General features: G+C 73.6%; 21 protein-coding genes. 14 read left to right on the top strand and 7 right to left on the bottom strand.

Features of this window, described 5'->3' with window-relative positions; all coding sequences use genetic code 11:
- Window positions 1-469: 469 nt before the first annotated feature.
- From OG519_RS27850 to OG519_RS27865, 4 genes are read left to right on the top strand one after another with little or no spacing between them, the layout of a single operon-like run.
- Complete coding sequence (locus tag OG519_RS27850) at window positions 470-1,303, top strand: M55 family metallopeptidase (protein ID WP_405589429.1); 834 nt, start codon at window positions 470-472, stop codon at window positions 1,301-1,303.
- Window positions 1,296-2,777: a M20/M25/M40 family metallo-hydrolase gene (locus OG519_RS27855; protein WP_405589432.1), complete on the top strand. Its 1,482-nt coding sequence runs from the start codon at window positions 1,296-1,298 to the stop codon at window positions 2,775-2,777. The genes OG519_RS27850 and OG519_RS27855 overlap by 8 nt, the downstream gene beginning before the upstream one ends.
- Entirely contained in the window at window positions 2,774-4,768 is a 1,995-nt protein-coding gene (locus OG519_RS27860) for a prolyl oligopeptidase family serine peptidase (RefSeq protein ID WP_405589435.1), read from the top strand. The genes OG519_RS27855 and OG519_RS27860 overlap by 4 nt, the downstream gene beginning before the upstream one ends.
- Window positions 4,765-5,736: an LD-carboxypeptidase gene (locus OG519_RS27865; RefSeq protein WP_405589438.1), complete on the top strand. Its 972-nt coding sequence runs from the start codon at window positions 4,765-4,767 to the stop codon at window positions 5,734-5,736. The genes OG519_RS27860 and OG519_RS27865 overlap by 4 nt, the downstream gene beginning before the upstream one ends.
- Window positions 5,737-5,858: 122 nt before the next feature.
- On the opposite strand, the gene OG519_RS27870 is transcribed toward OG519_RS27865, so the two are convergent.
- Entirely contained in the window at window positions 5,859-6,977 is a 1,119-nt protein-coding gene (locus tag OG519_RS27870; RefSeq protein WP_405589441.1) for a sensor histidine kinase, read from the bottom strand.
- Window positions 6,970-7,848 carry a response regulator transcription factor gene (locus OG519_RS27875; RefSeq protein WP_405589444.1) on the bottom strand — a complete coding sequence of 293 codons (879 nt, stop codon included), beginning with the start codon at window positions 7,846-7,848 and terminating at the stop codon, window positions 6,970-6,972. The genes OG519_RS27870 and OG519_RS27875 overlap by 8 nt, the downstream gene beginning before the upstream one ends.
- 298 nt (window positions 7,849-8,146) lie before the next feature.
- Here OG519_RS27875 and OG519_RS27880 point away from each other — a divergent pair, with 298 nt between their 5' ends.
- Window positions 8,147-9,388: a M14 family zinc carboxypeptidase gene (locus OG519_RS27880; RefSeq protein ID WP_405589446.1), complete on the top strand. Its 1,242-nt coding sequence runs from the start codon at window positions 8,147-8,149 to the stop codon at window positions 9,386-9,388.
- A 114-nt stretch (window positions 9,389-9,502) separates the two neighbouring features.
- Here OG519_RS27880 and OG519_RS27885 read toward each other — a convergent pair whose 3' ends face one another.
- Window positions 9,503-9,994 carry a GNAT family N-acetyltransferase gene (locus tag OG519_RS27885; RefSeq protein WP_405589448.1) on the bottom strand — a complete coding sequence of 164 codons (492 nt, stop codon included), beginning with the start codon at window positions 9,992-9,994 and terminating at the stop codon, window positions 9,503-9,505.
- An 84-nt stretch (window positions 9,995-10,078) separates the two neighbouring features.
- On the opposite strand from OG519_RS27885, the gene OG519_RS27890 reads away from it, so the two are divergent.
- Together OG519_RS27890 and OG519_RS27895 are read left to right on the top strand one after the other, a co-directional pair.
- Window positions 10,079-10,885 (top strand): exodeoxyribonuclease III, encoded by an 807-nt coding sequence (locus tag OG519_RS27890; RefSeq protein WP_405589451.1) that lies wholly within the window; start codon window positions 10,079-10,081, stop codon window positions 10,883-10,885.
- 85 nt (window positions 10,886-10,970) lie between these two features.
- On the top strand, window positions 10,971-11,720 hold the full coding sequence (locus tag OG519_RS27895) for a Mut7-C RNAse domain-containing protein (protein ID WP_405589454.1): 750 nt from the start codon (window positions 10,971-10,973) through the stop codon (window positions 11,718-11,720).
- Window positions 11,721-11,859: 139 nt separating this feature from the next.
- Here the strand turns inward: OG519_RS27895 and OG519_RS27900 are convergent, their stop codons facing one another.
- The 3 genes from OG519_RS27900 to OG519_RS27910 all read right to left on the bottom strand — a co-directional run bounded on the left by OG519_RS27900 (window position 11,860) and on the right by OG519_RS27910 (window position 17,821).
- Entirely contained in the window at window positions 11,860-14,913 is a 3,054-nt protein-coding gene (locus tag OG519_RS27900) for a hypothetical protein (protein ID WP_405589457.1), read from the bottom strand.
- Complete coding sequence (locus OG519_RS27905; protein WP_405589460.1) at window positions 14,913-16,766, bottom strand: HSP90 family protein; 1,854 nt, start codon at window positions 16,764-16,766, stop codon at window positions 14,913-14,915. The genes OG519_RS27900 and OG519_RS27905 overlap by 1 nt, the downstream gene beginning before the upstream one ends.
- Before the next feature lie 125 nt (window positions 16,767-16,891).
- The gene (locus OG519_RS27910) at window positions 16,892-17,821 is read right to left on the bottom strand and encodes a hypothetical protein (protein ID WP_405589463.1); all 930 of its coding nucleotides are present in this window, start codon (window positions 17,819-17,821) and stop codon (window positions 16,892-16,894) included.
- A 309-nt stretch (window positions 17,822-18,130) separates the two neighbouring features.
- On the opposite strand from OG519_RS27910, the gene OG519_RS27915 reads away from it, so the two are divergent.
- From OG519_RS27915 to OG519_RS27945, 7 genes are all read left to right on the top strand, one after another.
- Window positions 18,131-18,778: an ArsR/SmtB family transcription factor gene (locus OG519_RS27915; protein ID WP_405589466.1), complete on the top strand. Its 648-nt coding sequence runs from the start codon at window positions 18,131-18,133 to the stop codon at window positions 18,776-18,778.
- 149 nt (window positions 18,779-18,927) lie between these two features.
- Complete coding sequence (locus tag OG519_RS27920) at window positions 18,928-19,662, top strand: SRPBCC domain-containing protein (protein WP_405589469.1); 735 nt, start codon at window positions 18,928-18,930, stop codon at window positions 19,660-19,662.
- Window positions 19,663-19,839: 177 nt separating this feature from the next.
- On the top strand, window positions 19,840-20,187 hold the full coding sequence (locus OG519_RS27925; RefSeq protein ID WP_405589471.1) for a hypothetical protein: 348 nt from the start codon (window positions 19,840-19,842) through the stop codon (window positions 20,185-20,187).
- 114 nt (window positions 20,188-20,301) lie between these two features.
- On the top strand, window positions 20,302-21,018 hold the full coding sequence (locus OG519_RS27930; RefSeq protein ID WP_405589474.1) for an alpha/beta fold hydrolase: 717 nt from the start codon (window positions 20,302-20,304) through the stop codon (window positions 21,016-21,018).
- A gap of 105 nt (window positions 21,019-21,123) precedes the next feature.
- Entirely contained in the window at window positions 21,124-21,486 is a 363-nt protein-coding gene (locus OG519_RS27935) for a DUF1304 domain-containing protein (protein WP_405589477.1), read from the top strand.
- Between the two features lie 35 nt (window positions 21,487-21,521).
- Window positions 21,522-22,091, top strand: a complete 570-nt coding sequence (locus tag OG519_RS27940; RefSeq protein WP_405593063.1) for a TetR/AcrR family transcriptional regulator — start codon at window positions 21,522-21,524, stop codon at window positions 22,089-22,091.
- Between the two features lie 239 nt (window positions 22,092-22,330).
- Complete coding sequence (locus OG519_RS27945) at window positions 22,331-23,116, top strand: L,D-transpeptidase family protein (protein WP_405589479.1); 786 nt, start codon at window positions 22,331-22,333, stop codon at window positions 23,114-23,116.
- A 115-nt stretch (window positions 23,117-23,231) separates the two neighbouring features.
- On the opposite strand, the gene OG519_RS27950 is transcribed toward OG519_RS27945, so the two are convergent.
- Window positions 23,232-24,338 carry a phosphatidylinositol-specific phospholipase C domain-containing protein gene (locus tag OG519_RS27950; protein ID WP_405589481.1) on the bottom strand — a complete coding sequence of 369 codons (1,107 nt, stop codon included), beginning with the start codon at window positions 24,336-24,338 and terminating at the stop codon, window positions 23,232-23,234.
- Window positions 24,339-24,508 lie beyond the last annotated feature (170 nt).

The raw sequence follows: 24,508 nt of genomic DNA on the forward strand, positions 1-24,508 counted from the left end.
GGGGTCGAACTGCCGCGCAGGAGCGTAGCTCGAACAGAGACTTCGGACGCTAGCACGGTCGGTTCGGTTGCTTATGCGCGGGCGGGCGTCCGAATTAGTCGTGATGAGTCCATACCTCCCTCATGGACGCATCCGGCCTCTTCATGCCCGGCGGCGGTGGGTCTGGGTCTGGGTCTGGGTCAACGAATCATGGACCGGCGGAATACGCCAAGGGTTTTTCGGCGGTCCGCGGAGTGCCCCGGGCCGGTCGGCGGCGGGGCGGCGACGGCCGCCGCGGGCGCGCACGGCGGATGAACAACCGTCGCCGTTCATCGAGTTCGCCATGACGGTCGCGCGTGTGGCGATCGGGTGAAAAGGGCTGGTGAAGGGGTGTGCGGGCCACTCAACAGTGGTATAGACCATTGAAGTTGTCCACAGGTCGGGCAACGGCTCTGGCAGCGACCTCCCGACGCCGCGTAACGTGCTGCGCATGAAGATCCTGATCTCGGCGGACATGGAAGGCGCGACCGGTGTGACCTGGCCGGCCGACGTGCTGCCCGGCAGCGAGCAGTGGCAACGCTGCCGCCATATGTTCACCTCCGATGTCAACGCCGCCGTGCGGGGCTTCTTCGACGGCGGCGCGGACGAGGTGCTCATCAACGAGGCGCACTGGACCATGCGCAACCTGCTGCTGGAGAAGCTGGACGACCGGGCGCAGATGCTCACCGGACGGCACAAGGACCTCTCCATGGTCGAAGGGGTGCAGCACGGCGACGTGGACGGCGTCGCCTTCGTCGGCTATCACACCGGCGCCGGCACCGAAGGAGTGCTCGCCCACACCTACCTCGCCAACTCCATCACCGGGGTGTGGGTCAACGGCGCGCCCGCGAGCGAGGGCCGGCTCAACGCGCTGGTCGTCGCGGAGTACGGTGTGCCGGTCGTGCTCGTCACCGGCGACGACCGCACCGGCCTCGACGCCCAGGGATACGCGCCGCAGGCCCGCACCGTCGCCGTGAAGGACTACGTGTCGCGGTACGCCGCGGTGTGCCGGACACCCGCCCGCACCGCCGCCGACATCGGGGCCGCGGCCAAGGAGGCCACCGCGCTGGCCGTGCGGCACGAACCGGCGCAGGCCGGACCGTTCACGGTCGAGGTGGAATTCGACGCGGTGCACCTGGCCGGGGCCGCGGCCGTGGTGCCCGGCGTGGAGCGCACCGGCGAACGGCTGGTCGCCTACACCTTGCCCACCATGTACGAGGGCATCAGAGCCTTCAAGGCCGTCACCACACTCGTCTCGCAGGCCGTGGAGGAACAGTATGGCTGAGCAGCAGCAGATCGCCGAGTCCGCCGGCCGGCCGGCCGAAGGAGCCGCCGACGTCGACGCGCGGGCTCTCGACGAGGTGGTGCGCTTCACCTCCGACCTGATCCGGATCGACACCACCAACCGCGGCGGCGGTGACGGCCATGAGCGGCTCGCCGCCGAGTACGTGGCCGAGCAGCTCGCCGACGCCGGTATCGAACCGCGCATCCTCGAATCCGCTCCCGGCCGGGCCAACGTGGTCGCCCGCATCCCCGGCACCGACCCGGCGGCCGACGCCCTGCTCGTCCACGGCCACCTCGACGTGGTGCCCGCCGAGCCCGCCGACTGGAGTGTGCCGCCGTTCTCCGGCGAGATCCACGACGGTGTGGTCTGGGGCCGCGGCGCCATCGACATGAAGAACATGGACGCGATGGTGCTCGCCACCGTCCGCGCCTGGGCCCGCACCGGGCAGCGCCCGCCCCGCGACATCGTGCTGGCCTTCACCGCGGACGAGGAGGACAGCGCCGCTTACGGTTCCGGGTACCTGGTCAAGAAGCACGCCGACTTCTTCGAGGGCTGCACCGAGGGCATCAGCGAGTCCGGTGCCTACACCTTCCACGCGAGCGACACCCTGCGGATCTATCCGGTCGCGGCCGGCGAGCGCGGCACCGCCTGGCTCAAGCTCACCGCGCACGGCAAGGCCGGCCACGGCTCGAAGGTCAACCACGCCAACGCCGTCAGCCGGCTCGCCGCCGCCGTCGCACGGATCGGCGAACACCACTGGCCGGCCCGGATCACCGACACCGTCAGGGCCTCGCTCACCGAACTCGCCGCCCTGCACGGGGTGCCCGCGGACCTGGACGACGTGGACACCCTGCTCGACCGGCTCGGCCCCGCGGCCGACCTGGTCCGGGCCACCGTCCGCAACAGCGCCAACCCGACGATGCTCAACGCCGGCTACAAGGTCAATGTCATCCCGGGCGCCGCCACCGCCTTCGTCGACGGACGGATCGTGCCGGGCGGCGACGAGGAGTTCACCGCCACCATGGACCGGCTCACCGGCCCGGACGTGTCGTGGGACTACTACCACCACGAAGTGCCGCTCACCGCCCCGGTGGACGCGCCCGCCTTCGCCGCCATGCGTGAGGCGCTGGAACACTTCGACCCGCGGGCCCACGTGGTGCCCTACTGCATGTCGGGCGGGACCGACGCCAAGCAGTTCTCCCGGCTCGGCATCACCGGCTACGGCTTCTCCCCGCTCAAGCTGCCGCCCGGCTTCGACTACCAGGCGCTCTTCCACGGTGTGGACGAACGGGTCCCGGTGGACGCGCTGCACTTCGGGGTGCGTGTGCTGAACCGCTTCCTGCTGGGGACCGGGGCGGTGCCCGCCGACGGCTCGCCCGCGGCCGCGCGGCGCCCCGTGCGAGCACCCGGACGGACCGGCGGCACCGGTTCGCACCTGGCCACCGGTTCGCCCGACGGAGAGGTCCGCCGATGACCGCGCTCGCCCTGCCGCAGATCGCCTACGGCGCCTGGCCGTCCCCCATCGACGCCGCCACCGCCGCCTCGCACGACGGCAGCCCCGAATACGTCGGGACGGTCGGCGACGAGGTGTGGTGGACCGCGCCCCGGCCCGCCGAGTCCGGCCGGCGCGCCCTGATCCGCCGCCGCGCGGACGGCACCGAGGAGTGCCCGCTGCCCGCGCCGTGGAACGTCCGCAGTCGCCTCATCGAGTACGGCGGCATCCCCTGGGCCGGCGCGATCGTGGCCGGCGCCCCGCTGATCGTCTTCGTCCACCACGGCGACCAGCGGCTCTATCTCTTCCGCCCGGACGAGCCGGAGACCGCGCCGCGCCCGCTCACCCCCCTCTCGGCGGTGGGTGGCGGGCTGCGCTGGGCGGACCTCACCGTCCGCCCCGAGCGCGGCGAGGTGTGGGCGGTGCTCGAGGAGTTCACCGGTGAGGGGCCGAGCGACTGCCACCGGCTGCCCGTGGCCGTGCCGCTCGACGGCTCGGCCGCCGACGACCGGACCCGGGTGCGGGAACTCACGGCCCCGGCCCACCGGTTCGTCACCGCGCCGCGGCTCTCCCCGGACGGCCGGCAGGCGGTCTGGCTCGCCTGGGACCACCCGCTGATGCCGTGGGACGGCACCGAACTGCGGATCGCCGATGTCCAGGACGGCGGGGTCCTCGGCCCCGCGCGCACCCTCATCGGCGGCCCCGAGGAGTCGGTGGCCCAGGCCGAATGGGCCGCCGACGGCACGCTGATCGCCGCCACCGACCGCACCGGCTGGTGGAATCTGCACCGGGTCGACCCGGCGACCGGCGCCGCGGTCGGCCTCTGCCCGCGCGCCGAGGAGTTCGCCGGACCGCTGTGGCGGCTCGGCCAGCGCTGGTTCCTGCCGCTCGACCACGGCCTGATCGCCGTACTGCACGGCGTCGGCGCCGTCCGGCTCGGCCTGCTCGACCCCGCCACCGGCGAGGTCGCCGACACCGCCGGCCACTGGACCGAGTGGAGCTCGACCCTGGCCGCCGCCGGCAGCCGGGTGGTGGGCGTCGCCGCGAGCGCCGGCACCTCCGCCGAGGTCGTCGAGCTGGACGCCGCCACCGGCTACACCCGGGTGATCGGCAGCGCGCACCACGACACCGTCGACCCGGCCTACCTCCCCGAGCCCGTCGCCCGGGTGTTCACCGGTCCCGGCGGTCGTGAGGTGCACGCCCACATCTACCCGCCGCGCAACCCGGCGGCGGCCGGCGAAGGACCCGCCCCCTACGTGGTGTGGGCGCACGGCGGTCCCACCAGCCGGGCCCCGATGGTGCTCGACCTGGAGATCGCCTACTTCACCTCGCGCGGTATCGGCGTCGCCGAGGTCAACTACGGCGGCTCCACCGGTCACGGCCGCGCCTACCGCAACCGGCTGCGCGAGCAGTGGGGCGTGGTCGACGTCGAGGACTGCGCGGCGGTCGCCGAGGGGCTGGCCGCCGAAGGCGCGGCCGACCCGGACCGGCTCGCCATCCGCGGCGGCAGCGCCGGCGGCTGGACCAGCGCCGCGGCCCTCACCTCCACCACCACCTACGCCTGCGGCACCGTGCTCTACCCGATCCTCGACCTGACCGGCTGGTCGAAGAGCGGCGGCGAGACCCACGACTTCGAATCCCAGTACCTGGAGTCGCTGGTCGGACCGGTGGACGAGGTGCCGGAGCGGTACCGGGAGCGCTCACCGGTCAGCCGGGCGGACCGGATCACCGTGCCGTTCCTGCTGCTCCAGGGGCTCGACGACGTCATCTGCCCGCCAGTGCAGTGCGAGCGGTTCCTGGCCCAGGTCGCGGGACGCGGCATCCCGCACGCGTACATCGCCTTCGCGGGGGAGAGCCACGGCTTCCGCCGCCTCGACACCATGATGCGGAGCCTGGAGGCCGAGCTGTCCCTCTACGGGCAGGTGTTCGGCTTCACCCCGGCCGGCGTGCCGGTGCTGGAGCTGACCCGGTGAGCGGCGATCTGCTGAAACTCGTGGTCGACCCGTCCGCCGCGTCCGCGCCCGCGCTGACCCGTCCGCCCCGGCTCGCGCCGGGCGACCGGATCGGCGTCGTCGCGCCCAGCGGACCCGTGGTGGCCGACCGGCTCGACGCCGGCCTCGACATCCTGCGTGGCTGGGGCCTGGAGCCCGTGGTGGCTCCCCATGTGCTGGCCGGGCATCCGACCGGTTATCTGGCGGCCGGCGACGAGGAGCGCGCCGCCGACCTCCAGCGTGCGTGGTGCGACACCACCTTGTCCGCCGTGCTCTGCGCCCGCGGTGGATACGGGGTGCAGCGCATGGTGGACCTGCTGGACTGGGGGGCGATGCGGGACGCCCCGCCCAAGGCGTTCATCGGCTACAGCGACATCACCGCGCTGCACGAGGCGTTCGCCACCCGGCTGGGCCTGGCGACCCTGCACGGGCCGATGGCCGCCACCGAGACCTTCGTCAGGGACCGCCCGAGCCAGGAGCGGCTGCGCCGGCTGCTCTTCAGCCCGCAGGAGGAGCGGACGTTGACCTCGCCGACCGCACGCACCCTGGTGCCCGGCCGGGCGGCGGGCGTCACCCTCGGCGGCTGCGTGAGTCTGCTCGCCGCCGATCTGGGCACGCCCTACGCTCGTCCGTCCGCGTCCGGCGGCATCCTCGTCCTGGAGGATGTGGGCGAAGAGGCGTACCGGCTGGACCGCATCCTGACCCAGTTGGTGCGCTCCGGCTGGCTCGACGGCGTCGCCGGTGTCGTGCTGGGCTCCTGGCAGGACTGCGGGCCCTACGAGGAGATCCGCGCCCTGATGCTGGACCGGCTCGGTGGGCTCGGGGTGCCGATCGTGGAGGAGTTCGGCTTCGGCCACTGCCCCTCGACGCTGACCATCCCGCTCGGTGTGCCCGCCGTGCTCGACGCGGACGCCGCCACGCTCACCCTGGAGGTGCCCGCACTTCTCTGACCGGCGACGGCCGAAGGCTTCCCGCCGGTCAGAACCGTCCCGGTCGGCCCCGTTCGTCCCCGGTCGGCCGGGTCGGCCCTGTTCGTCCCTGGTCGAGCCGGTCGGCCCGCTCGGCCCGGCGGTCAGTTCGGGGCCGCCGGGAGCACCACCTCGAAGCGGCAGCCGCCGGGGACGTTGCGGACGGCGGCGCGGCCGTGGTGGGCCTCCACGATGCCCCGGACGATGGCGAGCCCCAGGCCGGCGCCGGCCGGCGGGGTGCGGGCACCCGTACCCCGCCAGCCGGTGTCGAAGACCCTCGGGAGGTCGTCCGCCGGAATGCCGCCACAGCCGTCGGTGACGGAGAGCACCACCGAGTCCGACGAGGTGTCCCGGCGGGCGGAGACCGCCACGGTCCCGTCGGCCGGGGTGCGATGGATCGCGTTGGTCAGCAGATTCGCCAGCACCCGGGTCATCTCCCGGCCGTCCACCTCCACCGGTATCGGCTCGACGCCGTCCCCGACCAGCCGCACCCGGTGCTCGGCGGCCAGCGGATTGGCGCCGGCGATCGCGTCGCCCACCAGGTCATAGACGGACATCCGCGCCGGGGACAGCGCGAGCACCCCGGCCTGGATGCGGGAGAGCTCGAAGAGGTCGCCCACCATGCCGCTCAGCCGGTCCACCTCGGCCCTGATCTGCTGGTGGTAGCGCGCCGGGTCCACCGCGATGCCGTCCTCCAGCGCCTCGGTCATGGCCCGCAGCCCGGCCAGCGGGGTCCGCAGATCGTGCGAGATCCACGCGACGAGTTCCCGCCGGGACGCCTCCAGCGCCCGCTCCCGCTCGGCGGAGGCGGCCAGCTTGGCGCTGGTGGCGGCGAGCTCCCGGCCGAGTTCGGCCAGTTCCGCGGTGGGGGCGCCGGCCGGCGCCGCGAAGGGGTCACCGTCGCCGAAGGCCCGGGTCGCCAGGGTCAGCGCCCTGCTGCCCGCCACCACCTGGCGGCCCAGCAGCAGCGTCACGGCGAGCGAGACCACCCCCGCGATCGCGCAGACCGTCGTCACCACCCCCAGATCGTGCTCGGACAGGAACATCGCCCACGCCACCGACAAGGTGCCCGCCAGCATCGCCGCGACGGTCACCGCGGCGACCACCGCCAGGGACAGCGCGACCGAGCGGTGCCGCAGCAGCCGCAGCACGAAGGCGCCCAGCAGACCGGCCGCCGCCGCGCCGACCGCCGCATACGCCGCGATGACCGTCAGATCACGCACGCCGCCCACCCTCGTCCGCGCCCGTGCCCTCGGCGGGGCCCGCCACCAGGCCGTTCGCCGTGTCCGCCGCCCTGTCCGCCGCCGTGTCCGCCGCCAGGCCCTCGACCAGGTCCTCCACCGGGCCCGCCGCCCCACGATCCGCCGGGTCCGACGAGTCGAAGCGATAGCCCACACCCCATACCGTGCTGATCAGCCGGGGCCTTGCCGGGTCGTCCTCGATCTTCTCCCGCAGCCGCCGCACATGCACGGTCACCGTCGACAGATCGCCGAACTCCCACCCCCACACCCGCCGCATCAGCTCGTCCCGGGACAGCACCCGGCCCGGATGCCGCAGGAAGAAGGCGAGCAGGTCGAACTCCCTTATCGTCAGGGCCAGTTCGGCCCCACCGCGGGTGGCCCGGCGGGCCGACGGATCAAGGGTCAGCGCGCCGGAGCGCAGCCAGGGCCCGGCGACGGGTGTGCCGCCCGCCCGCCGCAGCACCGACTCCACCCGCAGCACCAGCTCGCGCGGGCTGAACGGCTTGGTCACGTAGTCGTCCGCGCCGACCTCAAGGCCCAGGATCCGGTCGTCCTCGTCACCACGCGCGGTGAGCATCACCACCGGCAGCGGCCCGTCCTCCCGGATCCGCCGGCACACCTCCAGACCGTCCATGCCCGGCAGCATCAGATCGAGCACCACCAGATCGGGCCGCACCGCCGCCGCCCTGGCCACCGCCGACAGCCCGTCCGCGACCCGCTCCACGTCGAAGCCCGCCCGGTCGAGATAGCCGGCCACGACTTCGGCGACGGTCGGGTCGTCGTCCACCACGAGGATCCGCCGGCGCCGCTGCGGAAGGTCCCCGGGGGCCACGGATGCGGGAGAGCTGGTCATGCGTCGAGTCTGCCACCCGGCACTGACAGTGACCACGGCCCGGGCTCCGCCGAGGGCCGCCGTCCGTATTCCGTAAGGACCGGGCCACCCCCGACGACCCGCGGTCCGTCAATCGCCGTACCGGCTCCGGGGCCGCGCGTACAGCACGGCGACCGGCCGTCCGGCGCCGGGGGAAAACGTGACCGAGTGCGAAGTAGCACCGTTGACACCCTCGTGGGGCCGTGACCTACTAACGGGATCGAGTCCGATGTCGTAAGGCGGTCGCAGCCACTACGTGCTCGGCTCCAGGGGGATTGCCGTGACGAGAGAGCGATATCCGACGACGGCCGAGATAACCGAGGGTGCTCGGGCGCTGACGATGAGATATCCGGGGATCTGTCGTATGGGGGCGGTGGGCAGATCGCGGGCTGGCCGCCCCCTGCTGATGCTGACGGTCGGTCAGGGCGTGAGGAACGTGCTGGTGGTGGCCGGACCTCATGCCAACGAGGCCGCTGTCGGCGGCGCCTCCGTGCTGCGGCTGGCCGGCCGGATCGCCGAGCAGTGCGAGCGGGGCGAGGACGACGGCAGCGTCTGGCACTTCCTGCTCTGCATCGATCCGGACGGCGCGGCGCTCAACGAGCCCTGGCTGCGAGGGCCCTACACCCTGCGCCGGCACTACGAGCACTTCTTCCGGCCCTGCGCCGCCGAGCAGCCGGAATGGCTCTCCCATGACGGCGAGGTGGGGGCGGCCGCGCTGCCCGAGACGCGCGCCCTGGTCGGCGTCCTCGACACACTGCGCCCGGTCCTCCAGTGCTCGCTGCACGGCATCGACGTCGGCGGCAGCTTCGTCCAGCTCACCAGCGAGATCCCCGGGGTCCCGGAGCGGATCGGCAAATCGGCGGCCGAACTGGACATACCGCTGGAGAGTGGCTCCTCCGACGCGTTCCAGTGGCCGAGCCCCGGCCCCGGTGTCTATGTGATGCCGCCCGCCTCCGACCCGGCGGCCGGCGACGGCGCGCACTCCACCTGGGCCAGGGCCCGCCGCTACGACGGGGTGACCGCGATCGTCGAAGTCCCCATGTGGGCCTGCGACCGGAGCGCCGACACCACCCCGCACCCCGCCCCTGAACGGGCGCTGCGCACCGCGGGCGCCGCCCTGCGCCGCGACCTGCCCAGAGTGGCCCGGGTGATGGGCCGCATCGACCCGCACCTCATCGGCCCCGACGGGCCCATGCTGCGCACCGTCCGTGAGCTGGTCTCCATCGGGCCGCGGCTGTCCTCGGAGTGGGACCCCGCGGTCCGCCCGCCCGGCTCGGCGCCGCTGCCGCCGATGACCACCGCCCGCGTGACCAGCATCCAGGTCTACGCCCAGCGCATCCCGCTGCGCGCCGCGGCGATGCTCCGCCGGATCGCCGATCTGCCGCGGGTGACCCGGCTGGTCGACGAGTGGTGCGCGGCGTACGAGCGCGCCTACCGCCCCCGCTGGGTGCCCATCGCCGACCAGGTCGAGCAGCAGGTGCGCAGCGTCGTCGCGGTCTACGAGGAGCTGCGCGGGAAATAGCGCGCCTGCCCGGCTCGGCCACCCGGCCCGACAACGCCTCGCGGTCCCGCCTCCCGGCTGGTCCGGTCGGCCGCCGCGCCGCCCGCGCCGCCGCGGGGATCCGAACGGCGGACCCTAGACCGCGAGGTCCGCGGTGAGGCCCTTGCCCATGCAGACGCTGAGCTCGTCGTGCCGGTACACCCCGAACTTCGGCACCGGAAGATATCCGCTGGACCGGTAGAGCGCGATCGCCTCGGGCTGCTTCAGCCCGGTCTCCAGCACCATCCGGTGCCGCCCCGCGGCTTTCGCGGTCGCCTCCAGTTCGGCGAGCAGCGCCCGCGCCAGCCCGCGGCCACGCGCTTCGGGCAGCACGAACATCCGCTTCATCTCCGCGTCCCCGTCGGCGAAGCCCTCCGGCGAGGCGTCCTGCGCCCGCCAGCCGCCGCTGGCCACCGGGGTGCCGTCCAAGTCGTAGACCAGCAGGTACAGGCCGCGCGGCGGATCGAAGTGGGCCGCGTCCATGGGGGTCACATCGCCGTCGCCGTACCGGCGCACGTACTCCTGCTGCACCAGATCGTTGAGTTTCACGGCGTCGGGGGCGTCGTAGCGCGTCGTTCTGATCTCCACGCCCACAGCGTACGATATTCGTACGTATGTCCGGGAGCCGGGTGTGGCAACCGGGCCGGTGAGCCGCCCGGATAGGGTCCCCGGGTGCCCACCATCGTCACCACCGTGAACGTCAACGGACTGCGCGCCGCCGCCAAGAAGGGCTTCTCGGCCTGGCTGGAGTCCACCGCCGCCGATGTGATCTGCCTTCAGGAGGTCCGCGCCGAGCCCGACCAGCTTCCGGCCGAGCTGCGCGACCCCGACGGCTGGCACGCCTACCACGCGCCGGCCGCAGCCAAGGGCCGGGCCGGGGTCTCCGTCTTCAGCCGGCGTGCCCCGGCGGACGTGCGGGTCGGCTTCGGCTCGGCCGAGTTCGACGCGGCCGGGCGCTACCTGGAGATCGACCTGCCCGACGTGGGCCCCGGCCTCACCGTCGGCAGCCTCTACCTCCCGTCCGGCGAGGTCGGCACCGAACGGCAGACCGAGAAGACCCGCTTCATGGACGCCTTCCACGAGCACCTGACCGATCTGCACGCGAAGGCCGCGGCCGGCGGCACCCACGCCCTGGTCTGCGGCGACTGGAACATCGCCCACCGGGAGGCCGACCTCAAGAACTGGCGGGCCAATCAGAAGTCGGCCGGCTTCCTGCCCGAGGAGCGCGCCTGGCTCAGCACGGTCCTCACCCCCTGGACCGACGTCGTCCGCCATCTCCACCCCGACGCGACCGGCCCCTATTCCTGGTGGTCGTACCGCGGCAAGGCATTTGATGCCGACAGTGGCTGGCGCATCGACTACCAGGTCGCCACCCCGGGGCTGGCCAGGACGGCCACCCACGCCGTGGTCGAACGCGCCGCCTCCTACGACCTGCGCTGGTCCGATCACGCACCGGTCACGGTCACCTACGACCTCTGACGAGCGGCGGCGACCACCGGCGTCCTGAGGCGCGACCCGGCAAACCCCGTGGTCGGCGCGCTGGGCCCGGTGGCATGCTGGGCCGGTGAACCGACCGCGCGTCACCGTACGGGTCCCGGCCGAACTCCGGGTGTTCCTCGCCGCCGAGCGGCGCGGCGAGTCGACCGAGGTGGTGACCGACGGCTCCTCGTCGCTCGGGCACGTGGTGGAATCCCTGGGCATCCCGCTCACCGAAGTGGGCCGCCTCACCGTCGGCGGCCGCGATGTCCCGCGCGCCTTTGTGCCCGGCGACGGAGCGGACGTCCAGGTCGATGCCGTGACCCGGCCCCAACAGGTGCCGGGCGCACCGCTGCGCTTCCTGCTCGATGTCCATCTGGGCACGCTGGCCCGCCGGTTGCGGCTGCTCGGCGTCGACACCGCCTACCAGAGCACGGACATCGGCGACCCGGCGCTGGCCACCTTGTCGGCCAAGGAGCGGCGGGTGCTGCTCTCCCGCGACCGCGGCCTGCTGCGCCGCCGTGAACTGTGGGCCGGCGGCTACGTCTACAGCGACCGCCCGGACCGCCAACTCGACGACGTCCTCGAACGGTTCGCCCCCGAACTCGCGCCGTGGACCCGCTGTGTCGCCTGCAACGGCCCGCTCGTGCCCGCCGACAAGGAGACCGTGCGGGGCCAGTTGGCCGACGGCACCCGCAAGACCTACGACGTCTTCGCCCAGTGCGCCGACTGCGGCCGCGCCTACTGGAAGGGCGCCCACCACGCCGACCTCGAAGCCGTGGTCGAGCGGGCGATGCGCGACCACGGCCCGCGGCCGGCCCCGGACCGGCCGGCGTAACCGCTGGTCGCGGAGCGCGCGGCCGGTCACCGCTGATCGCGGTCGTTCGGCGCGGCAGGACGGGGGCTGCGGGGGGCGGCGGAGGCGGTGCGGGGCCCGACCGTACGGGCCGGGCCTCGTGGCCGGCTCCCGCGCCGCGTCACCGCTCGGCGATTCCCGAGCGCACCGACGCCAGGGTCGCCGCGGCCGCCGGGAAGCCGGCCGACGCGCAGCGGGCGATCGCCGCGTCCAGCCGGGCGGTGGCCGCGTCGACCGCGCCCAGGGCGTTGCCCTCGATCAGCGCGGCGATCCGCACCGCCTCCGCGCGCGGCTCCTCACCCGCGTGGCCGCCGGACTCATAAGCGGCGATGGCGCGTTCCATCGCGGCGAGGCCGTCCGGAAAGGCCTGCGCCGACGCGTAGGCGCGACCGCGCTGGTAGTGGTTGGCGCCGGTCTCGTACCAGAGGACGAAGTCCTCCACGTCCACGGGGACCTGGGCGCACACCTCGTCGGCCTCGGCGAGATGGGTGAGCGCCGACTCCAGCCCTTCGGCTTCCCGCTCGGCCATGGTGAGCCGGGCGAACTCCCGCATCATGGCGGCCGTCGGGGCCGGACGCGGCGCCTTCGCGTGGCAGGCGACCGCCCGCGCGTACGCGGTACGGGCCGCCTCCCACAGGCCGGCCTTCGCCAGCGCGACCGCGGCCTCGCACGCCACCAGGGTGTGGGTGAACTGCTCGTCGGTCCACTCCGCCACCGCGTCGGCCAGCCCCAGGAACTCCTCGGCCGCCGCGCGCTGTTCACCGAGCGCGGCGAGACCGCGGGCCAGATTCAGCCGGACCTGGGCGAGCAGCCGCGGCTCGAACCCCCCGGTCTCGCCCAGCACCACCGACTCGAGCACCGCCACGGAGTCGGCCTGCCGTCCTTCCCTCGCCAGCAGGTCCGCCAACTCCAGCCGCACCTGCGCCGCGTGCTCGTCGGAGCCCTCGCGGTCCAGCCGGTCGGCGGCCTGCGCGAGGTACCGGATCGCGGCCGGGTGGTCACCGGAGTGCGCGCAGGCGTGGCCGAGCAGCGCGTGGAAGGGGCCGAGCGAGAGGGACGCGTCGGGCCAGCGGGCGGCGGCGGCCAGCGCCTGATGGATCAGCGGCACCGCCTCGGCGGCCTGACCGCTCTGCACCTTGATCTGTGCCAGCAGGGCCAGCGGGCGCGGGCTGCGCCACGGCTGCCGCGCGGTCTCGATCAGCGCCAGCGCCGCGGCCAGCTCCTCGCCCGCCTCCTCGAACCGGCCGCCGCGCGCGGCGACATCGGCGGCGTACTGCCGGGCCGCGGACCCCCGTGCGGGCGAGCCCAGGCGTTCCGCCTCCCGGCGCAGCCGGTCGATCGAGGCGTCGAAGTCCGCCCGCGCGGCCTCGGACGGCTCCGGCAGTTCGGCGAGCAGCGCGTGCCGGGTCGCCATGGCCGCGCACTGGAGGACGGCGAGATAGCGGTCGGCCCCGATCCGCGGGCCGGCCCCCGGGCTCCCTTCCGCCGCCCGGCCGGTCGCGCCGCCGTTTCCGGTCCCGCCCCAGGCGCCGACGTGCTGATCCGCCGCCGCCCCGGCCGACTCCCGGCCCGCGCTCGCGCCCTCGTCCGCCTCCCACAACTTCTCGGCGAGCCGCACTTCCGCTTCCAGCTCGGCCCGCGCCCCCGAGCAGTCCATGGCGGGATCCAGCTCGTTCGCGGCGAAGAGCGCTGTCGCCGCCCGGGCCCGGGCGGCGGACGCCCGGCCCGGCAGACCGGCCTGCTCGAAGAGCCCCGCCGCCTCCAGCATGACCCGCCGCGCCTGCTCCCACTCCTCGCGGTCGAAGCCGTCGAAGGCCCGCTGTTCCGCGAGTTCGGCCCGTAGCAGGACGTCCGGTCCGACCCGCTCGTCGTGCGTGTAGTGCGCCGCGTCGTGGTGCGCGCGGACGCGCTCCCAGAACGTGTCCGCGTCAGGGCGCCCGATCTCCGACAACTCCCGCGCCCGGGTGAGGAGTTCGGCGAAGTCCGCCGGAATCTCCGGATCGGCGGCGGCGCCGGCGTCCGGCGCGGTGCCGGCCGGCTCGAACGCCGCCGAGGGGGCCGCTTCGACCGCGCGGGCCCGTATGCCCAGCGGCAAGGGCTCGGCCACCAGCGGCCCGACCCGCAGCCGGGCCAGCCGCCGCTCGCCGACGGCCGGCGTGCCGTTGCGCGCGTCGAAGGCCGCTGCCAGCGCGGACGCGTCGGCGCGCACCCGCGCGAGCAACGCGTCCACCGTCCAATGACGGCCGGGCGGACCGGGCACCGCGAGCTCCTCGTGGCCCAGCACGGCGAGGCGGCCCAGCAGGACTTCCACACCGATCAGGAAACCGAGCCGGTCAAGGGGCGCGCCCGCGCCCTCGAACATGCCCCGGTTCTCCGCCAGCACCTCAAGTCCGCGCCCCTCGTTGCGCGTCAGCGCGCAGAACTCCAGATGGCGGCCGACCACCGCGGCCATGTCCCCCTTGCCGCGCGCGAACCGGTAGCCGCTGAGATGGTACGAGCGCGCCGCGTCCAGCCGGCCTGTCCGCAGCAGCGGCAGCAGCGCGTACGCCATGGAGGCGTACGGCTCCTCCATGCAGGTCTGCTGACCGGTCAGCACCGGCTCCCAGATCTCCAGCGCCCGAAGGTCGTCGCCGGCCGCCACATGATGCAGCGCCTGATACCGGGTCTCGCACGCCTCGCAGTCGCTGAGGTCGGTCCGCTGCCGGGTCACCCACAGGTCGTAGGCCAGGTCGGTGCCGGCCCCGGTGTGTTCGGCGATCCGGTGCCGCATCGCGTACACCGGCTGCATGCCGTGGCCGGCCTTGCGGTAGCGGTCCCGCATCTCCCCGGTCCACCGCTCGACCGCGGCGAGCGGCACCTCCGGCACCTGGAGCAGCGCGGTCGTCACCCACTTGTAGCGCCAGTAGAACTGGTGCTCCTCCCATGCGCTGAAGTCCTCGGGGCGGCTGTCCCAGAGCTGGGCGATCCGCGCGAAGACCACCGGCGACTTGCGGTCCTCACCGGCGTACGTATAGGCGGACATCAGCTCGAACAGCGCGGTGACCAGCAGGCCCGTGTCCGCCAACTGCTCGGCCGCCTCGACGAGTTCCTCGGCCCGCACGGTCCGCGGCCGCCCGAACGGGCGGTCGTTGTTCTCGCGCAGCGCCTCCAGGACGGCTTCCGGGGTGTCCGGCATCACGACTCCTCCCGCCCGTCGCGCGCGGTGTCGTGCATCGCGTGGTCGAGCAGGCCGATGAAGGCCCGGTTGAGCAGCGCGTTCTCCGTCGCCCGCAGCGGCCGCCTGGTCAGCAGCAGCGCCTGGCCGTAGAGCGCCTCCACCGCGGTCACCGCCAGGCCGGGTTCGCTGATGGAGGCGGCCCGCCGGACCAGGGGGTTGAGGTGGTTCAGCACCAACTGGGCGCGCGGCGCCTGGGATCGCAGCGAGCCGAGGATGTCCGCCCACAACCCGCCTGCGTCGGCGGCGAGTTCGGTACGGGTCCGCTCGTGCCGTGCCTCGCGGTTGTCGAGCAGCAGCGACGGCGCGCTGACCGGGTGGAAGCTGCGCAGCACCACATCGCAGTCGAACTGGGCGATGACCTGCCGCGCCGTGTGCAGGAAGGACGCCGCGGCGAGCTCCGCCGCCGGGTCCACCGCGTCGAGATGGGCGGTGACGGTGGTCGGGTCGAGATCGACCACCGAGGATCCCGGCCTGACCTCGGGCAGCCGGTGCACCAGGTCCCGGTCGTAGGCGTAGCCGCCGTTGACCACACCGAGGCCGGCGGCGCTGGCGACCGGGGCCACCTGGCGGAACTCCTCCACCGTCTGCGTCACCAGGATCACCGGGTGGGCGCGGGCGAACTCGTCCAGCGTCACCTGGCCGTCGGTGGTCTCGAACGGCAGCCACGGCAGCAGCAGCCGCAGCAACTCGTCGTCGTAGCGGGCCAGCGCCTTGACGGCGAGGTGGTGGGTGGCGATGAACTGGTGCAGCAGCGCCGGGTCGCTGGCCGAAAGACCGGTCAACCAGTCCCTGATCCGGGCGCCGAGCGCGTCACGGATCGCGGCGAGCGTCTCGTCCTCGTACAGCGCCTCCCGGGAGGCGGTCGGCCGCAGACTGTCGGCGTCGACCACGCAGCGCACGAAGAACGCCCACTCCGGCAGGAGTTCGCTCGCCTGGTCGGAGAGCAGCATGCCCTTGAGGTGGACCCGGTGTCCGGCCTGCCGGGACGGATGGACCGAGGTCGGCAGGACGTAGGCGACGCCGCGCAGCCCCACCAGCGGCAGATCGAGGTCGATGGTGTCCAGCGGCGTGAAGTCGAAGGTCTGCCGGCAGTGCTCGACCAGTGCCTCCCGCCGGGCGAGCGGCGAACCGTGCGGCGCCAGCCACGGCGGTGGCGTCCGGTCGATCCGGGTCTCCCGGCCGTCACCGTCGACGACCACCACCTGGTGGCGCAACAGGCTTCCGTAGTGCCGCGCCAGCGCGACGACCTGGTCCGGACGGGTCCACTCGGCGGCGTCCTGGCGCGGCACCAGTGTGACGGTGGTGCCGGGCTCGGTGACCGAACCGGCCGGCAGCGTACGGATCGCGTAGCGGCCGTCGGAGCCGCCGCGCCACTCCACGGCGGGCGCCGAGGGGTCGGCGGCCGAGCGGGTGGTCACCGTGATCTCGTCGGCCACCACGAAGCAGGCCAGCAGCCCGATACCGAACTGGCCGATGAAGTCGGCGCGGGCCGAGGCGAGTTCGGCGCCGTCCAGCCCACCGTCGGTGCCCCGCTTGGAACTGCGGCCAATGGTGGCGAGGAAGCGGTGCACGTCCGCCTCGGTGAGCCCGACCCCGGTGTCGGTGACGGTCAGCCGGCCGTCCGCCGTCCGTACGGTCACCCGGGCCGGGGCGTCGGCGTCCAGCGCCCGCCGCGCGGTGATCGCGTCCACCGCGTTCTGGAGCAGTTCACGCAGGTAGACGCGCGGGCTGGAGTAGAGATGGTGGGAGAGCAGGTCGACCAGGCCGCGCAGGTCGACCTGGAAGGTGTGGGTTGTCTGTGCTTCTGACACCGAAGGCGGCTTTCTCGTCGGCGGACGGGTCCACGGCCCACCAGGGCCTTGGCCCGGCGGCGGGGGGCTCGTACGGGGTTGCGTGGCGGGTGGGTCGAGCGCGGCGGACTGCCGCCCGCGGCGGGTCACGCTCCGACGCGGGAGCGCCATTCGCGGAACGGCACGGTCGGGTCGTGTCCGTTGAGATACATCCACGGGAACTCGGTGACGCTGCCTTCGAGCACCCGGAACAGGTCGCGCGCCGCCTCGTTCTCACCGGCCAGCGCGAACGCGAGCGCGAAGGTGTTGAAACTCCGGGTCCAGTCACGGCGGCGGACGAAATCCGGGTGGTGCACGGAGCGTTCGGCGGCCTCGTACAGCTCCACGACGACGTCGGAGCGCCGGATGTACCGCGTGTCGGCGCCGGCCTCCTCGTCAAGCCAGTGCTCCAGGTGCGCGATGGCGACCAGTTCGCCGAGCGGGCTGCCCTCGGGCGCACCGAGCATCGCCTGACGGGCGAAGTCGTGCATCTGCGCGTGCGAGCCGCCCCACTTGCCGCAGACCTGCTGCAACTGCTGCCGGTGGCCTGCCAGATGGCCGGGGCTGCGGCGGACAGCGGCCTCGAACCGCCGGGCCGCGAGCCGCTGTCCGACCTGGAGCCCGCGGCCGGCGATCTGGAGGAAGTACCAGGGCGCGGCCCAGTCGGGCTCGCGCTCGGCCACCTCGTACAACTGCTCCTCGGCGACGGCCAGTCGGGCGTGGAAGACCTCGAACTGCTCCTTGGAGACGTACTTGGCCATCTTCCTGGTCCTGGCCTGCCACGCCCACTCGATGTGCCGGGCGCCGGAGACCAGCAGCGGCAGCGCGGGGTCCGGTGCTTCGGCCGCCACCGCGCCGATCCAGGCCTCGGTGCCGTCGACCGAGGCGAGGCCCTCGACCAGCCAGGTCAGATCCTCGCCGTCCACCGCCAGCGAGAGCTGCCCGGCGATCCCCGGCCAGCGGCCGCCGTCGGTACCCGGGCCGGTCGCGGCGGCACGCAGCGCGGCCAGCCGGGGATCGCCGTAGCCGGGATCCATCCGGGGCGCGGACCGGAAGGCGGCTCTCCAACGGGCTGGCCCCGCGTCGGAAAGACGTCGGATCAACGGCATACAGCGGCCCCCTCTGTCGACTGCTCCCCAGGGCCGTGCACCACCACCGCCCCCCCTTACGCAGTACATATCACGATCAGATGAGCGGACGGATGGTCGGCCGTATCGCGGGCGGGTGGTCCGATCACCTTTCCACCGAGGTGTCCGGCGCGGCCCGCTCCGGCGCCCTCACCGGCAGCCTTCACCGACAAGTAAGCCCTCCTGGACAAATAAAGTATTCGGTGAAACGCTGGAGTCATGTTGGATGTGAGCGTGATCGAGGACTCGGCGGCCGCCGCGGTCTCCCTGGATCCGATACGGGCCGGGCTGCTGGCCGAACTGGCGGCGGGACCCGCGTCGGCGACGATGCTCGCCGCCCGGGTCGGCCTGCCGCGGCAGAAGGTGAACTACCACCTGCGGGCCCTGGAGAAGCACGGCCTGATCGAGCTCTCCGGGGAGCGGCGCAAGGGCAATGTCACCGAGCGGCTGATGCGGGCGACCGCGGCGTCGTACGTGATCTCGCCGCTGGCGCTCGCCGCCGTGCAGCCGGATCCGGCCCGCTTCCGGGACCAGCTCTCGGCGCGCTGGCTGCTGGCCGTGGCCGCCCGGCTGGTCCGGGACGTCGGCACGCTGATCACCGGCGCCGACCGTGCCCGGCAGCGGGTCGCCACCTATGCGCTCGACGGCGAGGTCCGGTTCGGCACCGCCGCCGAACGGGCGGCCTTCGTCGAGGAGTTGACCCGAGGGGTGGGCGCGCTGGTGGCCAAGTACCACCAGCCCGAGGCCGGGAGCGGCCGGTCGCACCGCATCGTCGTCGCCCTCCACCCGACGGTGAAGCCGGATCCGCCGGCCGCCCTGCGGCCGGGCCCACCCGGCGGCCCGGCCCTCACGGAGCCGGCCCCATGAGCGGTGTCACCCCATGCGCCGCCTCCATCCCCCCCGCCGCCCCCACGCCCCGACCACCCACCGCGGCGGCCGTCGGTGAGTGTCGGAGAACGTCAGTGAGTGTCAGTGAGTGTCAGGGAACGTCAGAGAAAAGGAGCCACTGAACCACCATGTCGAAGAAGTTCGAGATCGTCCGCGAGTTCGAGGTCGAGGCGAGCCCCGAGCAGGTCTGGGAGGCGGTCAGCACCGGCACCGCGGGGTGGCTGTGGCCCATGGAGTACGAACCGCGTGCGGGTGGCGCGGCCCCCTTCGGCGGCACCGTCACCGCCTGGGATCCGCCGCACCGCCTCACCGGCCGCACCGAGAGCCCGGACGACGCGCCGCGGCAGACCTTCAACCAGCTCGACCACCTGATCGAGCCGCGCGAGGGCGGCGGTTCATGGGTCCGCTACGTGCACAGCGGCATCTTCGTCGACGACTGGGAGAACCAGTACGACGGAGCCGACAAGCACACGGACTTCTATCTGCACACCCTGCGCCAGTATCTGCTGCATTTCACCGGCCGCCCGGCGGTCTTCGCCGGGGCCGACGGCTCGGCCGCGGCGGGCGCCCCGGACGCCCTGACCGTGGCCGGCCGCGCCCTCGGACTCGCCCCCGACGCGGCCGCGGGCAGCGCCGTCCAGGTCCAACTCCCGGGCCGGGCGCACGCGGTGGACGCCGCCCTGGACTACCGCGACGAGTACTTCATCGGCGTCCGCACCAAGGAGGCGATGTACCGCTTCTTCGGCCGCAACCACTTCGGCGCCACGGTCGGTGTCACCGTGCACGACTTCGCCCCGGACGCGGACCCGGACGCGCTCGGCGCCGACCTGAAGCACTGGCTGGACGGCGTCTACGGCGTGTGAGACCACCCCGCCCCGCGCTCCCCGGATTTCCCGCGGACTTCCCCAGGACCGGCCCGAGATTTCCGTTATCCGGGCCGGTCCGCCGCGGTCTCCTGCGTGGTCGGAGACGGCGGCGGTTGAGAGGTCGGGGCGATGGGGCGCAGGGGACGGCGACGCGGACGGGCGGAATACGGCGGCATGCTGCCCGCGGGGGCGCTCGCGGTGGCCGCGCTGTGCGTGGCCCTGTGCGCGGTGGTCGGGCACGGCGGGCGGGCGATGGCCGCCAGGAGCGGTACGGTCGCCGCCGCCGCCCCATCGACGGCCGCCGGTGCGACCCCCCGGGCGGCGATGGCGAAGCCCGCCGCGGAGACGTTCTCCGCCCCGCCGCCCTCGAAGACGCCACTCGGGCGTGCGGCCCAACCGTTGGCGCCGCGGGTCGGCCGTCGCCAGGCGCCGCCGGTCCCGGGCCCGGAACTCCCCCCGCGGACAGGCGGCCGGGTCCTCGTACCCGCCGACGACGGACAGCGCGGCGCTACCCGGGAATGAGCCCCATGGCCGGGCGACGGCGAGTCACCCGGCTGCCCGCGGCATCGCCTTTAGGTTGAGGGTGACCCGCGGTCTCGATCCGCGCGGACCGGCAGTGGCATCGGAGTGGTTGGCATGGCGACTTACGTACTCGTTCCCGGCGCCGACGGCGCGGCCTGGTATTGGCACCGGGTCGTACCGCTGCTGAAGGCGCGCGGCCACGACGTGGTGACGCTGGATCTGCCCGGCGCGCCCGACAGCGACCTGGACACCTTCGCCGACGCGATCACCGCGGCCGTCAGCGGCGCCGCGGGAGCCGCCGGCGCTGCCGGAGCCGTCGCGGCCGGCCCGCTGACACTCGTCGCCCAGTCGCTCGGCGGCTTCTCGGCGCCCCTGGTCTGCGTCAGGCGGAGTGTGGACCGGCTGGTGCTCGTCAACGCGATGGTGCCGAGGCCCGGTGAGACGGCGGGTGACTGGTGGGACAACACCGGCCAGGCCGTGGCCCGGGCCGCGTACGCGGCCGCGAGCGGACGGACCGGCCCCGCCGCGGAGTTCGACGTACGCACCGACTTCTTCCACGACGTCCCCGACGAGATCGCCGAGGAGGCGTTCGCGGCGCCCTCCGCCGGGCCGCCGGCCGGGATCTTCGCCCAGCCGTGGCCGCTGGAGCGGTGGCCGGACGTGCCGACGCGCTTCCTCCAGGGCCGGGACGACCGCTTCTTCCCGCTCTCCTTCCAACAGCGGGTCGTGCGCGAGCGGCTGGGCGCGGGGGTCCGGGTCGAGGAGGTGCCCGGCGGTCATCTGGTCGCGCTGAGCCGACCGGCGGAGCTGGTGTCCGCACTGCTCCGGTAGGAGTGAACACCCGTCAGTTCCTGTACAGTTGTCCAGGAACTGACAAGAAACTGACAGGAACCGACCGAAGACCGTTCGGTGTCCGGCCGACCTCAGGGGGATACGGTGCACGTTCTCGCCAATGTGCTGGTCGCGGCGGTCGCCGCGTTCCATCTCTATGTGCTGATACTGGAGATGTTCCTGTGGCAGGGCCCGCGCGGTCGGGCGCTGCACGGCCTGGACCCGGCCGGCGCCCGCGCCACCGCGCCGCTCGCCGCCAATCAGGGCCTCTACAACGGGTTTCTGGCCGCGGGCCTGGTCTGGGGGCTGGTGGCCGCGGACCCGGTGGGCTTCCAGGCGCAGGTGTTCTTCCTCTGCTGTGTGATCCTCGCCGGCGCGTACGGGGCGGTGACCGCCTCCCGCAAGATCCTGTACGTGCAGTTCGCCCCCGCGGCCGTCGCGCTCGCGGCCGTGCTGCTCGCCACGTGACACCCGAGCGGTCCGGCGCCGCGCATCCGACCGGGATGGTCGCCGCCGCAGGTCCCGTCGACCCGCGGACGCTGCGGACCCGGGCCAGACTGCGGGCCGCGCTGCTGGCCGAGTGCGAGGAGCGGGCGCTGAGCCAGGTCAGTCTGGCGGCGGTGGCACGGCGCGCCGGGGTCGGCCGGGCCACGCTCTATCTGCACTACGACGGGCTCCAGGCGCTCGCCGTCGACGCGTGCGCCGACATCGTCAGGGACGGGGTGGACGCGCTGCACGCCTGGACCGGTACGCCGTCGGCCGCCGCGCCACCCGACCCGCTCGTCGGCTTCCTGACGGCGGTCCACCGCCGCGCCGACCTCTACCGCACCCTGCTCCCCGACGGCGGGGGCGGTCCGCTCGGCACCCTCCTGCACCGCGAACTGCGCGCCCGGTCGCTGGCCGAGCGGGTCGCCGCCGGCGCCCCCTGCCCCGAACTGGCCGCGGCCGCCATCGCCGCCACCTTCACCGGGCTGCTCGCCGACTGGCTGCACGGCCAAGTCCCCCTCGGCCCGGCCGACTTCGCCGCATACGTATGGCGTCTGCTGCTGGCCGTCCACAATGCGCTGCGCTGACGGCTCGCGGCCCCGCCGGTCGCCCCCTTGCCGACCCACCGTCACCCCGACGGCTGTGGCACGAAGGTGATGTGTAGGGCAAAACGGGCGGTAGAGGGGGCTGGGGGGTTAGCGAAGGCGCAAGCTTTGCGAAGATTGACGTGATGACTCCCATTCCTGCCGACGCGCCCCACGGGGGGCGAAGCGATGAAGGCCGCAACCGCCACCGGCGCCCTCGGCGTGCCGCCAGGCGCCGGGTGGTGCTGGCGACCGCCGGAGCCGTCGGCCTGGTGGTGGCCGGCGCCGGCTGTCTCGTGCTGGTGCGGCACAACGGCACCGCCGTCGCCGCCGACGGGGGCCGCACCGCCGCCGCGTCGGCCGCCACGACCGCCGGTGCGCCCGTGCCGGCCGGCCGGCCCACCGGACCGGACCAGGCGAAGGCGGCGGTGGCCTACCCCGCCGCGATCCCCGGGCTCGGCCCGCGCACCCGGGCCAGGATCCCGGCCGCGAGCCGTCAGGTGCTCGTCGCCTCGGGGCAGGCGAAGAACTCCTCGCGGACCCTGGTCACCCTGTGGTCCCGCACCGACGACGGCCACTGGCGGCCCGGTGCCACCTGGCCGGCGCACAACGCGCTGCACGGCTGGACCGATGACCACCACTCGGATGATCTGCACAGTCCCATCGGGGTGTTCACCCTGCACGACGCGGGTGGCCTCGACGCCGACCCCGGCTCGAAACTGCCGTACCACCGCTCGGCGGCCTTCCGCGCCGGCGGGGTCGGTTTCGACGGGGAGCCGCTCGACCAGGCCTTCGACTATGTGATCGCCATCGACTACAACCGCGTCGCCGGTACGTCGCCGCTCGACGGCAGCCAACCGCTCGGCGCGAGCCGCGGCGGGGGCATCTGGGTGCACGTCGACCACGGCGGCCCGACCCACGGCTGTGTGAGCATTCCCGCCGCCCGCATGGTGGAACTGCTGCGGACGCTGCTGCCGGCCGACCACCCGGTGATCGTCATGGGCGACCGCGCCTCGCTCACCGCCTGACCGATCTCGGCCCCGTCTCGCCGCACGGCCAGAGCGCCGGGTGCTCGCGGCCGCCGCCCCGTACGGCGGCCGAGAACCCCCGGCGCGGAGCCGGACCCTCCGTGAGTGCTGCGCCCTAGCCGCGCGGCAACACCAGGGACTGCACGTCCGGCAGGCCCTTCCAGTCGTTGGACGCGACCGTGGCGTGCGCCTTGGCCAGCAGCGCGACCCGCGCCGCCGCGTCGGCGGGCGACGGGTTGACGTCGTCCAGGGCCGGCGTCACGTTCTGCGCGTCGGTCATGAAGAGCAGGTAGTGGTTGGTGTCGTACCAGCTCGTGTCGATGGACCCGTTGAGGTAAGTGGCCGCGTCACCGTCGAACGCCACGAACCAGGGGCGCAGGGTGGTGTCCGAGTAGCGGGTGCGCGGGTCGCCGGCCGCCGCGTTGTGCACGGAGGGGAAGATGTTCGCCTGGGCGGTCTTGCCCTGCGTGTGAAGGTCGCGGAGGTACTGCGCGTACTCCTTGTCCGTCCACAGCGTGTCGGTCGGGTTGGCCTCCTCGACGGTGCCCGGGATGACCTCCAGCAGCACCCTGCCCGCGAGCTGCTGCCGGGTGGGCCAGTTGCCCGCCTTGGCGGCGTCGTCCAGGGTGGCGTACTGACCGCCGCCCGGCTTGTTGAGCAGGTCGTTCGGCTTGAAGACCACGCTGCCGAGGTGCGCGCTGATCGACTGGTCCAGCTTGGCCGGGCTCATACCGAAGGTGGACTGGAAGCCCGCCTTCATCTCCAGCTTGATGACCAGCGGACCGTGCCCGGGGTGCGCGCCGAGCCACACCCGCACGTCGTCGAGGCAGCTCTCCAGGTCCTTGTTGGTGCCGCCGGAGTAGAGCTGCGCGGCCGAGGACGCGTCGACGCAGTTGTTGCCGTTGCCGGTCGGGCTGGAGTGGCTGACCTTCCACTCCTGGGTGAAGAAGTCGTCCCAGACGTCCAGTTCGATCATCGAGGTGCCGGTGTCGAGCGCCTGCGCCAGATAGGGGAACGTGGCGGGGTCGTAGGTGTTGTGCAGCCCGGAGACGGTGGCACCGGACAGCGGCAGCGAACCCGGGTCGGCGGCGGACGCCGCGGCGCCCCCTCCCGGACCGGCGACGGCGAAGGCCAGGCAGGCGGTCAGCGTGCCGAGCAGCGCGGTACGCAGCGCCGCGCGGGGTCGAAGGGTAACTCGACGACGGGTGATCGGACGGGTCACGGGTCCTCCATTGCGGGGGTGGTTCTCCGTCGAGGACGGTGACGGCCCTGTGTGAATCGACGGAGACATGACACGTAACACGATCTGGAATCCTTCTGTCAGCTCCGATTCGCGCCGATCTTCCGGTGCCGGGGCCCGCTCTGAACTCGCCTTTCCCGGCAAACCGCTGA

The sequence above is a fragment of the Streptomyces sp. NBC_01190 genome, from assembly GCF_045039895.1.
GTDB lineage: Bacteria > Actinomycetota > Actinomycetes > Streptomycetales > Streptomycetaceae > Actinacidiphila.

Bases quoted from the DNA above. Each gene is read 5' to 3' on its own strand.
- OG519_RS27875 (WP_405589444.1), bottom strand. From the start codon at position 7,848: ATGACCAGCTCTCCCGCATCCGTGGCCCCCGGGGACCTTCCGCAGCGG.
- OG519_RS27900 (WP_405589457.1), bottom strand. From the start codon at position 14,913: ATGCCGGACACCCCGGAAGCCGTCCTGGAGGCGCTGCGCGAGAACAAC.
- OG519_RS27850 (WP_405589429.1), top strand. From the start codon at position 470: ATGAAGATCCTGATCTCGGCGGACATGGAAGGCGCGACCGGTGTGACC.
- OG519_RS27925 (WP_405589471.1), top strand. From the start codon at position 19,840: ATGCTGCCCGCGGGGGCGCTCGCGGTGGCCGCGCTGTGCGTGGCCCTG.
- OG519_RS27940 (WP_405593063.1), top strand. From the start codon at position 21,522: ATGGTCGCCGCCGCAGGTCCCGTCGACCCGCGGACGCTGCGGACCCGG.
- OG519_RS27915 (WP_405589466.1), top strand. From the start codon at position 18,131: ATGTTGGATGTGAGCGTGATCGAGGACTCGGCGGCCGCCGCGGTCTCC.
- OG519_RS27920 (WP_405589469.1), top strand. From the start codon at position 18,928: ATGTCGAAGAAGTTCGAGATCGTCCGCGAGTTCGAGGTCGAGGCGAGC.
- OG519_RS27855 (WP_405589432.1), top strand. From the start codon at position 1,296: ATGGCTGAGCAGCAGCAGATCGCCGAGTCCGCCGGCCGGCCGGCCGAA.
- OG519_RS27860 (WP_405589435.1), top strand. From the start codon at position 2,774: ATGACCGCGCTCGCCCTGCCGCAGATCGCCTACGGCGCCTGGCCGTCC.
- OG519_RS27910 (WP_405589463.1), bottom strand. From the start codon at position 17,821: ATGGATCCCGGCTACGGCGATCCCCGGCTGGCCGCGCTGCGTGCCGCC.
- OG519_RS27930 (WP_405589474.1), top strand. From the start codon at position 20,302: ATGGCGACTTACGTACTCGTTCCCGGCGCCGACGGCGCGGCCTGGTAT.